The 13,417-nt window shown below is 46.7% G+C and carries 13 protein-coding genes; 12 read left to right on the forward strand and 1 reads right to left on the reverse strand.

The features are described 5' to 3' along the window. Nucleotides 1–154: 154 nt before the first annotated feature. The 8 genes from N2K84_RS09115 (at nt 155) to N2K84_RS09150 (ending at nt 6,510) form a co-directional block, all read left to right on the forward strand. Nucleotides 155–994, forward strand: a complete 840-nt coding sequence (locus N2K84_RS09115) for a prephenate dehydratase (protein ID WP_282591489.1) — start codon at nt 155–157, stop codon at nt 992–994. An 11-nt stretch (nt 995–1,005) separates the two neighbouring features. After that, nucleotides 1,006–1,536, forward strand: a complete 531-nt coding sequence (locus N2K84_RS09120) for a flavodoxin (RefSeq protein ID WP_282591490.1) — start codon at nt 1,006–1,008, stop codon at nt 1,534–1,536. Nucleotides 1,537–1,732: 196 nt separating this feature from the next. Beyond that, complete coding sequence (locus tag N2K84_RS09125; protein WP_282591491.1) at nt 1,733–3,046, forward strand: aminotransferase class I/II-fold pyridoxal phosphate-dependent enzyme; 1,314 nt, start codon at nt 1,733–1,735, stop codon at nt 3,044–3,046. Nucleotides 3,047–3,064: 18 nt separating this feature from the next. Beyond that, complete coding sequence (locus N2K84_RS09130; protein ID WP_282591492.1) at nt 3,065–3,631, forward strand: Crp/Fnr family transcriptional regulator; 567 nt, start codon at nt 3,065–3,067, stop codon at nt 3,629–3,631. Nucleotides 3,632–3,797: 166 nt separating this feature from the next. Then, complete coding sequence (locus N2K84_RS09135) at nt 3,798–4,022, forward strand: 4Fe-4S dicluster domain-containing protein (RefSeq protein WP_282591493.1); 225 nt, start codon at nt 3,798–3,800, stop codon at nt 4,020–4,022. A 29-nt stretch (nt 4,023–4,051) separates the two neighbouring features. Beyond that, nucleotides 4,052–5,146, forward strand: coding sequence for a 3-methyl-2-oxobutanoate dehydrogenase subunit VorB (locus N2K84_RS09140; protein ID WP_282591494.1), 1,095 nt, complete (start codon nt 4,052–4,054; stop codon nt 5,144–5,146). Nucleotides 5,147–5,149: 3 nt separating this feature from the next. Then, complete coding sequence (locus N2K84_RS09145; RefSeq protein WP_282591495.1) at nt 5,150–5,947, forward strand: thiamine pyrophosphate-dependent enzyme; 798 nt, start codon at nt 5,150–5,152, stop codon at nt 5,945–5,947. A gap of 11 nt (nt 5,948–5,958) precedes the next feature. Further along, nucleotides 5,959–6,510 carry a 2-oxoacid:ferredoxin oxidoreductase subunit gamma family protein gene (locus tag N2K84_RS09150; protein ID WP_282591496.1) on the forward strand — a complete coding sequence of 184 codons (552 nt, stop codon included), beginning with the start codon at nt 5,959–5,961 and terminating at the stop codon, nt 6,508–6,510. A 74-nt stretch (nt 6,511–6,584) separates the two neighbouring features. Here N2K84_RS09150 and N2K84_RS09155 read toward each other — a convergent pair whose 3' ends face one another. Next, nucleotides 6,585–9,767 (reverse strand): PAS domain S-box protein, encoded by a 3,183-nt coding sequence (locus N2K84_RS09155; RefSeq protein WP_282591497.1) that lies wholly within the window; start codon nt 9,765–9,767, stop codon nt 6,585–6,587. 281 nt (nt 9,768–10,048) lie between these two features. Here N2K84_RS09155 and N2K84_RS09160 point away from each other — a divergent pair, with 281 nt between their 5' ends. From N2K84_RS09160 to N2K84_RS09175, 4 genes are all read left to right on the forward strand, one after another. After that, nucleotides 10,049–10,642 (forward strand): hypothetical protein, encoded by a 594-nt coding sequence (locus N2K84_RS09160; protein WP_282591498.1) that lies wholly within the window; start codon nt 10,049–10,051, stop codon nt 10,640–10,642. Between the two features lie 155 nt (nt 10,643–10,797). Next, on the forward strand, nt 10,798–11,034 hold the full coding sequence (locus N2K84_RS09165) for a Nif11-like leader peptide family natural product precursor (RefSeq protein WP_282591499.1): 237 nt from the start codon (nt 10,798–10,800) through the stop codon (nt 11,032–11,034). Nucleotides 11,035–11,287: 253 nt separating this feature from the next. Then, a complete protein-coding gene (locus N2K84_RS09170; protein WP_282591500.1) occupies nt 11,288–12,013 on the forward strand; it encodes a peroxiredoxin in 726 nt (241 codons plus the stop codon). Between the two features lie 156 nt (nt 12,014–12,169). Next, nucleotides 12,170–13,381 (forward strand): outer membrane protein assembly factor BamB family protein, encoded by a 1,212-nt coding sequence (locus N2K84_RS09175; protein ID WP_282591501.1) that lies wholly within the window; start codon nt 12,170–12,172, stop codon nt 13,379–13,381. The last annotated feature ends 36 nt before the right edge of the window (nt 13,382–13,417 follow it).

Here is a 13,417-nt window from a genome sequence, read left to right on the forward strand (position 1 = left end):
AAAAGAACTGGAAACAGTCTCCGAAAACACCGGAAAGACTTGTCTTTTTGTTAATTTTCACCGGATGAATGTCTGACAGACAACCATACAGGCTGATTTTTGCGTAAATTGTCCCGGGTTTATCCCCCGGGATTTTTAATTAGTTTAAAAAGGTATGAAGAAAATTGCTATACAAGGAATTGCAGGTTCCTTTCACGAAGATGCTGCGCGAAAATATTTTGGTGACGAAGAAATTGAAGTGGTGGAATGCCGTTCCTTTCAAAGCGTTTGCGAGCTGATTGATGCTGACAAAGTGAGCATCGCTGTTATGGCCATCGAAAATTCCATCGCCGGGAGCATTCTTCAGAACTACTCGCTGATCCGCGACTACCACCTGCGCGTCATTGGCGAAACGTACATCCACATTCAGATGAACTTGATGATGTTGCCAGGCGGAAAAAAAGAAGACATCAAAACCATCTACTCGCACCCGGTGGCCATTCGCCAGTGCGTGGAATATATCGAGAAATACTTCCCCAATGCAAAAATTGTGGAAAACCAAGACACCGCCAAATCGGGCAAACTGCTGGTAGAAGAAAACCTGCGCGATGCCGCTGCTATTGGCAACCTGCGCACTGCCGAAATTTACGGACTGGAAGTGCTCGAAACCGGCATTGAATCGAACAAGAAAAACTACACCCGCTTTTGGATCCTCTCCAAACACGCCAACCAACATGTAAAAACCAACAAGGCATCGCTTTGTTTCGAAGTTGGGCATTATTACGGCGCGCTGGCACGGGTGCTGAATATTTTTGCCGACAATAAAATCAACCTCAACAAAATTCAGTCGGTGCCCATTGTTGGCAAACCAAACGAATACACCATGCACGTGGATGTTGAATACGATTCGGAAGAAAATTATGAAAAAGCCATCCACCTGGTCTTGAAAAATGTCTCCAGTTTATCTATTTTAGGCGAATATGTTCGCGGAGAACTAGAAATCAGTAATCAGTAAAACATAAGAGAATGAGCAAAATTGGATTGTTTTTCGGCCCGGAAAAAGGGTCAGTCCACCGGGTGGCAGAAAAAGTGAAGGCGGCGATCGGCGCCGAGTTGGTCGAGTTGGTGTCGGTAAACCATGCCAGTGCTGCCGACCTTGAAAAGTATGATAAAATCATTTTCGGGATTTCAACTGTTGGCAAAGAAACCTGGGACTCGGAATATTCAAACACCGATTGGGCCAAATTTTTCCCCGAAGTAAGCAAAGTGGATTACTCCAATAAAACCATCGCCATTTTTGGCCTGGGCGATCACATCACCTACCCCGGCCATTTTGTAAATGCCATGGGCGTGTTGGCCCGCGAAATCCGCAAGGGGAATGCAAACGTCAACATCGTCGGGCAAGTTGATCCGTCGGGTTATGAATTTGAAGGCTCGGAAGCGCTGGTGGACGGAAAATTTATTGGCCTGCCCCTAGACGAAGATTTTGAGCCCGAACTGACCGACGAACGTGTAACCAGGTGGATAAACTCCATCAAGGCTGATTTTGGCATTTGAAAACATGATAAAATTCAGCGCACACAAAACGACTGAATTTCTGTTGATTTCATTTCATTACTCCAATAAAAAAATCAAATTAATCCTTTACGATTGAAAGTATTTCCGATTTATAAAACCTGCTAAGAAAAAGCTCTGGCATATTTGATAAATCGGGAATACTTTGCTTTTTTTAAAGAGATTTTCATTCGCTAACATGAAAAATACACCCATAAACCAGGAATTGGTAACCAAAAATTTATCACGTCTTCGAATCGAAGATGTTGGCCAAGCATCCATCCGCGAAATTGTTGCGCTGGTTAATTTAATTGAAGCCGAAAGTCCCGAGAAATTCATCCGCATGGAGATGGGCGTTCCCGGCTTGCCTCCAGCCCAAGTTGGTGTGGAAGCCGAAATTGAGGCCCTGAAATCGGGCGTGGCCTCCATCTACCCGATGATCGATGGCATAAAAGAAGTCAAGCAGGAAGCTTCGCGCTTTGTCAAACTATTTATGGATGTTGACGTTGCACCTGCGGGTTGTGTGCCCACGGTCGGGTCCATGCAGGGTACGTATTCGGCCTTGCTGGTGGCCTCCAACCTGGATGTAAAAAAAGACACCGTGCTGTTTATCGATCCCGGGTTTCCGGTACAAAAACAGCAAATGATGGTGATGGGCTGCAAATACGAAAGCTTCGACATCTTCAACTTCCGCGGAGAAAAACTTCGCGAAAAATTGGAAAGCATTCTCAGCAAAGGGCACATCAATTCGGTGATTTATTCCAACCCCAATAACCCGAGTTGGATTTGCTTCACCGAAGAAGAACTGCAAATTATTGGCGAACTGGCCAACAAATACGACATCGTGGTGATGGAAGACCTGGCGTATTTTGCCATGGATTTCCGCAAAGACCTGTTCTCGCCCGGACGCCCACCCTACCAGCCAACTGTGGCGCGCTACACCAACAACTATGTCCTGTTCATTTCCAGCTCAAAAATATTTTCGTATGCCGGACAACGCATTGGGATCATGGTTATTTCTGACGCCCTGTACAACCGCGACTACGAAAACCTGAAAACCCGCTTTCAGAGTAATAGTTTTGGCAACACCATCACCCTGCGGGTATTGTACGCTATCTCGTCGGGTACCAGCCATTCGGCGCAATACGCCTTGGCAGCCATGTTTAAAGCGGCCAACGACGGGCGCTTCAACTTTGTAGAAGAAGTGAAGGAGTATGGTGAAAAAGCCAAAATCATGAAACGCCTGTTCCTCGAAAATGGATTTACCATCGTATATGAAAAAGATGGCGACGAACCTATTGCCGACGGTTTTTACTTCACCATTGGCTATCCGGGCATGACGGGTGGCGAACTGCTGAACAAGTTGCTATTTTACGGCATCAGCGCTATCACCCTGAAAAATACGGGCAGCGAGCTGGAAGGATTGCGCGCATGCGTATCGCACGTAAAACGCAGCCAGTTTGACGATTTGGAAAGGCGGCTGAAACAATTTCATGCTGACTTTCCCGCTTAACTTTCGAACAAAAGAAGCATGAGTATAAACGGACTCGCCACAGGATATAGCCAAACACTTGAGCAATTGAAGGATTTCTTTTCCACACGACAACCCATTGTGTTGAAAAAAGGGGAAACCTTTGTAAACTATGGCGAGCAGAACCGGAAATTGGCTCTTTTACTGAAAGGGCTTTTGTACGCCACCTACACGGCTGAAAACGGTCAGGAATGGATCTCCCGCTTCTATTACACACCCGACAATTGTATTGTGAGCAGTCACGAAACATTTATGACCGGGCGAAAGTCGTGCGAGGCCATCCGGGCATACGAAGATTCGGAACTGATTTGCATTGAACGGGCCGAGTACGATGCCTTGCTCGATAGTCACCCGCAACTGGAGCGCATGGTGCGCATCATGGCCGAAGAAAGTTACGTACAAGCATTGAACCGGATCCATACCCTGCAATCGCTTTCGGCCTCGCAACGGGTGAAAAAATTTGTGAAGGAACATGCCGAAATTGTGTCGCGGGTACAACGCCAGCATGTGGCCTCGTACCTGGGCATCCACCGGAACATCTTCACCCGTATCCTGAACAAGCTGTGATTTCGCAACATTTGTTGCAAGCCAGCTTTTCGGATTGGAATAGTTTTGTGGGGCCCGTCAACCAAAATGCATTGGCAAAACGAGTGACGAAGGCACGAAATGATTAAATGAAACTTGGAAATTAGCCCTCTGAACCGGGCAAATTTGAAACATAAAAAGCAAAACCATGGCAAAAGTTATTGGAGCAGTAGTGGTTGACACGGAAGAATGCAAAGGTTGCGGCCTTTGCGTGGTAGCTTGTCCGCAACAAGTGCTTGGACAAAACAAACAAGTCAACAGCCGGGGATACCATTATTCGTTTATGGAGAATCCCGAAGCCTGTATTGGCTGTTCAAATTGTGCAGTTGTTTGCCCGGATAGCTGCATCACTGTTTATCGTGTTAAGTTGTAATTTTTTGTAAACATCAAATCAAAAGATAGATGGGAGAATTAAGATTAATGAAGGGGAACGAGGTGATTGCCGAGGCAGCCATCCGCTGTGGTTGCGACGGTTACTTTGGCTACCCGATCACCCCTCAGTCGGAGGTAATGGAAACCTTAATGGCCCGTGAACCCTGGGACGAAACTGGTATGGTAGTGCTGCAGGCCGAAAGTGAAGTAGCCTCCATCAACATGGTTTACGGCGCTGCCGGCAGCGGTAAAAAAGTGATGACATCCTCCTCCAGCCCGGGTATCAGTTTGATGGCCGAGGGCATATCGTACATTGCCGGGGCCGAACTTCCCTGTGTAATAGTGAACGTGCAACGTGGCGGTCCGGGACTGGGCACCATCCAGCCTTCACAGGCCGATTATTTTCAATCGACCAAAGGCGGTGGCCACGGCGACTATAAACTCATCGTGCTGGCGCCTGCATCGGTTCAGGAGATGAATGATTTTGTAGAACTGGCCTTTCAACTGGCTTTCAAATACCGCAATCCGGCCATGATCCTGTCGGATGGCGCCATTGGCCAGATGATGGAAAAAGTGGAACTAAGCGACTTTCAGCCCCGCCTGACCGCCGAAGAAATAAAAGCCCGGTACGGCTCATGGGCAACCACCGGAAAAACAGCCGACCGCGACTACAACATTGTGACTTCCCTGGAGATGGATTCGGCAAAAATGGAACACAATAATTTGCGGTTTCAGGAAAAATACCGGACCATGGAAGAGGAAGAAGTACGCTACGAAATGATTGAATGCGATGATGCCGACTATGTGCTTGTTGCCTTTGGCTCATCGGCCCGAATTTGCCAAAAGTCGGTTGATATTGCGCGGGCAAAAGGCTTAAAAGTTGGCCTGCTCCGCCCCATTACGCTATTCCCTTTCCCCAAAAAGTCCATCGCAGAATTGGCCAAACGGGTAAAAGGTTTCCTGACCGTGGAAATGAACGCCGGACAAATGATCGAGGATGTTCAATTGGCAGTTGGGTGCTCCGGAAATAACGTGCCGGTAAAACACTTTGGCCGGATGGGCGGAATTATCCCCACCCCGGGTGAAGTTGCAGAAGCGTTGGAACAAAAATTAATTGGAGGGTAACACATGGATCTAGCAGAAATTATAAAACCGGAAAATCTGGTTTACAAAAAACCCAACTTACTGACCAACAAAACCATGCATTACTGTCCGGGCTGTAGCCACGGGGTGGCGCACAAGCTGTTGGCCGAAGTAATTGAAGAGCTGGATATACAGGAAAAAACCATCGGTGTTTCGCCGGTTGGCTGCAGTGTTTTTGCTTACAATTACATCAGCATCGACTGGCAGGAAGCCGCTCACGGGCGGGCGCCGGCAGTAGCTACCGGGATCTCCCGTGTAAACCCCGATAAGGTGGTCTTCACTTACCAGGGCGACGGCGACCTGGCATCCATCGGAACGGCAGAAATCATGCATGCCTGCAACCGGGGCGAAAACATGGTGGTCATCTTCATCAACAATGCCATTTATGGCATGACCGGTGGACAAATGGCGCCGACCACCCTGCTCGGACAGGTGACTGCCACCACGCCCTGTGGCCGTGATCTGGAGAGAAACGGTTACCCGCTGAAAATTACCGAACTGATTGGACAACTGCCAGGAACATCGTATGTTACCCGCCAGTCAGTCCATACGCCCGCCGCATCGCGCAAGTGCAAAAAGGCAATTAAAAAAGCCTTTGAAAATGCGCTTGCCAAAAAAGGAACTTCCTTTGTTGAAATAGTATCGACCTGCAACTCGGGCTGGCGCATGACACCCGTGGACGCCAACAACTGGATGGAAGAAAACATGTTCCCGTTTTATCCGGTAGGCGACATCAAAGATGCAGAAAAAGCAGGCCCGGAGGCCTTTACCAAGAAAAATTAAAACCGAAGATCATGACAGAAGAAATCATTATAGCCGGTTTTGGCGGACAAGGTGTTCTCTCGATGGGGAAAATTCTGGCGTATTCAGGTGTGATGCAGGGTCAGGAAGTGACCTGGTTCCCGTCGTACGGCCCCGAGATGCGCGGCGGTACGGCAAACGTATCGGTCATTTTGAGTGACAGCCGGATCAGTTCGCCCATCCTGCACGAGTTTGACACAGCCATCATCCTCAACCAGCAATCGATGAACAAGTTTGAAAAAGCCGTAAAACCAGGCGGCGTGTTGCTCTACGATCCTCACGGGATTGTGCATCCGCCCACACGCACTGACATCAATATCTATAAAATTGAAGGAACCAAAATTGCAGCCGACATGGGCAATGTAAAAACCTTCAACATGGTTGTGCTGGGCGCCTACCTGAAAGCCAAACCGGTGGTAAAAATGGAGAGCATCCGAAAAGGACTGGAAAAATCGCTGCCCGAACGCCACCACAAGCTCATCCCGCTAAACTTGCAAGCCATTGAAGCCGGGGTTGACCATTTGGAAGTGGTACAAAAAGTATAAAACAATTCAAACGACATTATCGAAAAGCCGCTCTCCCAAAAGGAAGCGGCTTTTTGATTTCTAAAATGTTACCACTATTGTTTGATTGGCAAATAAAACCGGAAAGTAGTTCCCTTTCCCTCCTCCGATTGAAGTTCGATATGACCACCCATCAGTTCCAACAGGTTTTTGGTGATGGAAAGCCCCAGGCCTGTTCCGCCGTAAATCCGAGAAGTACTCATCTGGGCCTGCCGGAATCGTTCGAATATATGGGATTGGTCCTTTTCAGGAATACCAATACCCGTGTCCGAAACAATAAAAGCAACCTGCCCATCATCCATCCCACTTACACCGAAAACAATTTCCCCAACGGCTGTAAATTTGACAGCATTGCTCAATAAATTGCCAAGTATTTGTGACAACCGGTACTCATCGGCAGAGATAGTCTGTGTTTCAAATCCGGGTAATAGACGAAGGTTCACAAGTCCCTTTCCGTCTTCAGCCAGTCGACGCGCAAACTGGGTGTGCAGCCGTTGAAGCATCGGACCAAGAACTACAGGGGCAAAATTGATGGCTACCTGGCCGGTTTCCAACTTCGAAGCATCGAGCACATCATTGATGATTTCGAGCAGTCCTTCGGCGCTTTTGTTGATAATCAGCGAGAACTCCTGCTTCTTTTCCGCTGCCATTTGCTGATCGCTCACCAGCATTTCCGTGAAACCAAGGATTACGTTTAGCGGGGTACGTATCTCATGGCTCATGTTGGCCAGGAAGGCCGACTTAAGCCGCTCACTTTCTTCGGCTTTCTCTTTTGCTTCTACCAACTCGCGAATCATTTGTTTACGTCCGGTAATATCTTCTTTAATTCCAATATAGTTGGTTATTTCCCCGTTGTCACCAATGATCGGCGATATGATCGCTTTTTCCCAATACAGTTCGCCCGATTTTTTGCGGTTACGGAATTCGCCCACCCAATTCTGTCCCGATTTAATAACCTGCCACAGATGGTGATAGAATTCGGCTGTATGCAGCCCTGAGCTATTGATGGACATATTTTTACGAATAGCCTCATCAAGCCGGTAACCGGTTACTTCAGTAAATTTTGGATTAACGTATTCGATTTGGCCCTCCGGATCAGTGATAACAATGCTTATCGGGTTTTGCTGAATCGCCTGGTTGAATAATTGCAACCGTCTCTCTGCTTCTTTTTTCGCGCTCACGTCGTGAATAATGGAATGCAGGCAATCTGTTCCCTGGAATTTTATCAGGCTTGAGAATACTTCAACATCACGTACCGAACCGTTCGCCAGGCGATGCCTGAATTCGAAATGAATTGTCCTTTCCCGCTTTGCACGTTCCATTTCTGCCTGAACCTGTGCTTCATTTAAGGTATTAATTTGCTGGATATTCATCCTCTTCAGTTCATCCACCGACCAACCGTAAAATCGGGCTGCCGCTGGGTTTGCATTCAGGATCTTTCCATTTTCAGGGTGAATGATCAGCTTGACCGCCGAGTGGTTTTCAAACAGGTTCCGATAATTTTCTTCACTCACCCGCAGGGCCTGCATGGCCTCAACCCGCTGCGAAACATCTTGTGCCAACACCAACCGGGCCGGTTTCCCTTCATAGTCGATCAGGTGTGAAATGATATCCGCATGAATAATCTCGCCGTTCTTTTTCAGGTGGCGCCAAACTCCGGCATGGTTCAGTTTCGACCTGGTTTCTTCCACATCCTGAAGTAAATCCTGAACATCTTCCACGGGACGGATATCTTTCAATGTCATCCTCATGAATTCCTCGCGGGTATATCCGTATTGTTCGATAGCTGCGGGGTTAACCATCAATATCTTCAGGTTTTCAGGATCATATACCCACATCGGCATAGGATTGTTTTCAAACAGGTATTTGTAGCGTACCTCGCTCCTCTCCAGGGCCTTCCTCGATTGCAACCGCTCAGTGATATCCCGCGTGATGCCCAGGTTTCCAATCCATTTCCCCTGTCCATCATACAATTTTGCCCCAAAAGTTTCACCGGGGAAGTGCCTCTCATCTTTTGCTTTGTACTCGGAAACATACAATTTTTTACCCACTAAGGCTTTTTCATCATAAATTCTTTCGCCTGCCTGTTCGAACATTCCGAATGAAGCATATAAAACCTCGGTGCTCTTTCCGATCAATTCATCAGGTTCATAACCATAGGTTTGTTTAACCCCTTCGTTCGCCAGAACAATTTGCCGCTTCGTATCGGTAATGACTATCCCGTCGGAAATGGCATTAAACATGGTTTCGAAAAGCTTCTTCTGGATATCAAGTGCCTGTTGCTGCCTAACCTCTTCGGTCATATCGCGAAAAACCAGTACCACTCCTTGCAATTGGCCGTTCTCTGTCCAAATGGGTGCACCACTGTCGGCAATCGGGTACTCCACTCCGTTCCTGGAAATCAACACCGTATGATTGGCCAATCCTACGATAGCACCCTCGCGGATGACTCTTTTTACGGGACATTCAACCGAACCTCGCGACTGCTCATTAATGATGTTGAAGACTTCCCCAATATCTTTATTCCGGGCTTCAAGCTCTGTCCACCCTGTCAGCTTCTCGGCTACTGGGTTCATCAGTTGTACCCGCGCGTTTAAATCGGTAGTGATCACAGCATCGCCAATGCTGTACAAGGTAGTACGGTATAAACGCTCGCTTTCTTTTACTTGCTTTTCGCCCAGCAAGCGTTTTTCCTCGTTGCCCAGCAGCACGCCAATTATCAGTGTTGCCAACGGAAAAACCAAAAGAATGGGCAACCATATTTTACTGATAATCTCCAGGCCCGAAGGCAACAGCAACTGTGAGCCCAACATAAAAAGGTGAGCCACAATGCCAATACCCCAAAGAGGCAAAAGTCTTATTTTTTCGGGTCTATTATCGTACAGATAACGGAACAACGCGCCTGCCAGCGCACAAAAAACAATGGTCGCCAAACCAGCCCAAACGCCCGTACCGCCCAGCCAAATACGGTATAGTGCGGTCAAAACAACGGTAACACTTACAGCAAGTTTACCTCCAAACAGTCCGGCCAGTACCAATACGATCGACCGGCCATCATAAAAAACCCCGGGCTCAAGGGTAAAAGGCATGTTCATCCCGGCAATGGCTATGCCCGCATAAATAAGGCCGGACACCAGCTGAAACACCTTCCCTCTCGATCTGAACAAGCGGATTGCCAAACCTTGCATCAAGCTCATGGAAATTAGCAAGGCTGCATTTTGTATTAATTGAATCACCATACCAAGGGGAGTTGAATCTTATTTCGCACTACATAACAAATCTTAATGGAGCTAAAGATAAATAAAATACCCACTTTTCAAGTATCCATCGTTGTCATTCGTCTGCCATGTAAACTTTGCTTCAGAACCTATCTGCAACTGAAATTGTTCCGATTCAAATTATTCGTGTAATCCTTAGACGCGGGCACATTTTTTTTGACGGCAAATGCCGACGCAACTTTTTTGTAAGTTTGAGAATCATACAATCGTTTGATTTCAATCCCTATCCCAAAATCTGTAAAATGAGAATAATTTACCCTCTGCTGTTACTGCTTCTGTTTTCAGCAGTTTCAAACGCGCAAACGCAGTCCGAAAAAATAGGTGCCTATTATCGTTTTGCCAACGAAAATGATTTGTTCCGAAGCGATGAGCTGATTGGCGGGCCGGGTTACCGCGGCAACGGCTCGTTTGCGATCGGTATTGGCTACGAAAAAAAGTTGGCCGGCCCTCTTTACTTTGTAACAGGACTTGAATATTCAAGAAACGATATTCGAGTCACCCCCTCACCAAATCCTGAAATTGACTGGTACGAGCGCCAGGCCGACATCCATCTGCTTTCCGTTCCCCTGTATGGCAAGCTGGTTTTTCTCAGGTACTTCTATCTTCAGGCAGGCCCGCTCATCGATTTTCAATTAAACAAACCAGACCAGAGCACGGACAACCAAACGGGCATCGGTGCAGGATTCGAACTGGGGGCCAGCCTGCCCGTCAAAAAGCTGGAAATCATGTTTGGCCCTTTTTGCAAAAGCCATACCTTAGTGCCCTTCAACCGCGAACGACACCAGCAGCACTTGTGGGAAAGCGGGTTTTCAGTTGGGCTGAACTACAGTTTTTAGCATTCGCCTGTAAAAACCTGGATTCCGGCATAAGCTTTGTCGCATTTATGATGAGGTAGATTTTCGTCCAAATTCCTACTATTTGGTTGGATTCGACAATATATTTCCTACCCAAATGCAGGACTTGCAAAACATTTCATTTTAAACCACAGCGTATGGCTATTCAAAGTGCAATTAAATTTATCCGGGAGTCGCAAGAGAACCGTGAATTACGAAAAACGATCAATCAAAGTCCGCCAAAAGAAATTTTCGACAAGCTGGCAGGCATGGGCTATGAATTTACGATGGAGGAATTTGAGGAGGCCGTGAATATGCTTCATGTAAAATGTCAGTTTGAAGAAGAAGCCAACCGGTTAATGCAAACCAAGCTTTGGTTTACCATACAATTTTAAAAGCGCACCAAGAGTTGCACGTCTTCTAAATCACCCCCGATTGGATTGAAATATCCTCACGTTGCAGTTAAACAGCCCCCATCTGAACCATAAATTTAAACTGGTACTTTTCATCAAAAATTTAGGCCCCTGGTTTGATCTATTTTTTTGTTTCATTTTTAATATTAAAAGATCTCTTTATCCTAACTTATTAATATTCCCTTCGTATGATTGACCATATGATGATTGCGATATTAACAAAAAAGACAGGATTATGAGAAAACATCTATTAACTTTACTGCTCGCTACCATTTTTGTGGGCACGGCCTTAGCCCAAAGTAGCCAAATTCCGTTAATCGGATCAAAGGCGCCCTCCTTCACAGCACAAACCACCACCGGCGATTTAAAATTCCCCGAAGATTTTGGAAAAAATTGGAAAATTCTCTTCAGCCACCCCAAAGATTTTACGCCGGTTTGCTCCTCCGAACTTCTGGAACTGGCCTTCATGCAAAGCGAATTTGAACAGCTGGGGGTCAAGTTAGCGGTAATTTCAACCGACAATCTTTCGCAACACAACATGTGGAAAAACCATTTGGAAGAACTTGATTACAAAGGGAGAGGACTGCAAAAAATTAACTTTCCACTGATCGACGACCAAAGCATGGCGATCTCCAAAATGTATGGTATGTTGCATGCCCCTACCTCCACCAGCCGCGACATCCGGGGAGTCTATATTATTGACTCCGAGAACATTGTCCGGTCGGTCAATTTCTACCCCATCCAGATTGGCCGCAACCTGAATGAAATTGAACGGATTGTGATAGCCCTGCAAACCTCTGACGAAACCCAAATGCTGACCCCTGCAAACTGGGTAAAAGGAGAAGATGTGATGGTGCCGCATTTACCGTACCGCGAAGAAGAATTGGCCACCAACCCTGAGCTGAAAAATCAATATTACAGTGTGGGAAACCGAATGTGGTTCAAAAAAATGAAAGACTGACAGCGTTATGATTTGAAAAACAGGACATTTTTCATTCGTTTTTAACAACAATTAAACAGCAGGAAAAGGGGATTCGTCCCCTTTTTCATGGATCTATTTTCCAATAAAATTTTTGAAATATTATTGTATTTTAGCCAAAACCAAATCTCTAAAACCATGAAACAGGCCCTGTTCTTCATCGTACTATGCTTTCTACCCGCTGTGCTTTGGGCACAGGCACACAAATGGCACGGCACCAACCAGGACGCACGCTACCCCGACGTTAACCTGCAAGACAACTGGCCCACCAGCGGACTGGAAATAAAACAAAGCTACACAGGTATCGGCGAAGGGTACGGATCACCTTCTGTCAGTGAAGAAGGACTGTTTATTGCCGGGATGCACGATTCCACCGGCTATATTTATCATTTTACACATGAAGGCGAATTGGTTTGGAAAACCAGTTACGGACGGGATTTTACTTTCCGTTTTCCCGGATCACGGGGCACACCTACATTGAATGAAGGAAATCTCTATTACTCCGGCGCTCACGGCGATGCTGTCTGTCTGGATATGAAAACCGGCAAAAAAATCTGGCACGTCAATATTTTTGAGAAATACAGTGGAGAACTGATTAAATGGGGCTACACCGAATCGCCTTTGGTATATCGCGATCTGGTAATTTTGCAGCCTGGCGGACCAAAAGTTTCCCTTTGCGCACTAAGTAAACACGATGGTTCGGTGGTGTGGGAAACGGCCCTGGAGGGGAATGCCAACGCCTACTGCTCCCCAAAATTAATCGAACATAACGGCGACACGCTGGTCATGGTCAACCTCGATTTCAACCTGGTTATTTTTGATCCCAACACCGGCAACGTGCGGATTAAGCACCCGCTGACAGAAAAACGCGGAAACCACTCCAATGAGCCGTTTTATAAAGAAGGTCAGATTTTCTATTCATCAGGCTATGGGGAGGGTTCGGTCATGTTTCAAATAAACGATGAAAAACAACGTTTGGACACGTTGTGGCAAAACACAAATTTCGACTCAAAGCTAAGTGGCATACAAGTGGTTGACGAACTCATTTATGGAACCGCTGACCAGAAAAAACATTGGGCCGCCGTCCGTTGGGATACCGGCGAAGAGGTATTTACAACCCGCGAAATCAAGCCCGGGTCATTCGTCATGGCTGACGGAAAATTCTTCATCTTCACCGAAGATGCAAAAGTAGTACTGGCCAAACCTACCAGCACCGGCTTCGATATCATCAGCCGTTTCCAAAGTCCTGCTCACCCGGCAGTTCATGCGTATGCCCACCCGGTAATCTGGCAAGGCGATTTGTTTGTACGTTTTAACGATCACATTTGGAGATACCGGATTTCGAAATAGAATTTATATCAGACAAAAAAATCCATCTGCCTCAGT

Origin of the sequence: Gaoshiqia sediminis, assembly GCF_025907915.1 — a bacterium.
GTDB classification, from domain to species: domain Bacteria; phylum Bacteroidota; class Bacteroidia; order Bacteroidales; family Prolixibacteraceae; genus Gaoshiqia; species Gaoshiqia sediminis.

Bases quoted from the DNA above. Each gene is read 5' to 3' on its own strand.
- N2K84_RS09115 (WP_282591489.1), top strand. From the start codon at position 155: ATGAAGAAAATTGCTATACAAGGAATTGCAGGTTCCTTTCACGAAGAT.
- N2K84_RS09120 (WP_282591490.1), top strand. From the start codon at position 1,006: ATGAGCAAAATTGGATTGTTTTTCGGCCCGGAAAAAGGGTCAGTCCAC.
- N2K84_RS09125 (WP_282591491.1), top strand. From the start codon at position 1,733: ATGAAAAATACACCCATAAACCAGGAATTGGTAACCAAAAATTTATCA.
- N2K84_RS09130 (WP_282591492.1), top strand. From the start codon at position 3,065: ATGAGTATAAACGGACTCGCCACAGGATATAGCCAAACACTTGAGCAA.
- N2K84_RS09135 (WP_282591493.1), top strand. From the start codon at position 3,798: ATGGCAAAAGTTATTGGAGCAGTAGTGGTTGACACGGAAGAATGCAAA.
- N2K84_RS09140 (WP_282591494.1), top strand. From the start codon at position 4,052: ATGGGAGAATTAAGATTAATGAAGGGGAACGAGGTGATTGCCGAGGCA.
- N2K84_RS09145 (WP_282591495.1), top strand. From the start codon at position 5,150: ATGGATCTAGCAGAAATTATAAAACCGGAAAATCTGGTTTACAAAAAA.
- N2K84_RS09150 (WP_282591496.1), top strand. From the start codon at position 5,959: ATGACAGAAGAAATCATTATAGCCGGTTTTGGCGGACAAGGTGTTCTC.
- N2K84_RS09155 (WP_282591497.1), bottom strand. From the start codon at position 9,767: ATGGTGATTCAATTAATACAAAATGCAGCCTTGCTAATTTCCATGAGC.
- N2K84_RS09160 (WP_282591498.1), top strand. From the start codon at position 10,049: ATGAGAATAATTTACCCTCTGCTGTTACTGCTTCTGTTTTCAGCAGTT.
- N2K84_RS09165 (WP_282591499.1), top strand. From the start codon at position 10,798: ATGGCTATTCAAAGTGCAATTAAATTTATCCGGGAGTCGCAAGAGAAC.
- N2K84_RS09170 (WP_282591500.1), top strand. From the start codon at position 11,288: ATGAGAAAACATCTATTAACTTTACTGCTCGCTACCATTTTTGTGGGC.
- N2K84_RS09175 (WP_282591501.1), top strand. From the start codon at position 12,170: ATGAAACAGGCCCTGTTCTTCATCGTACTATGCTTTCTACCCGCTGTG.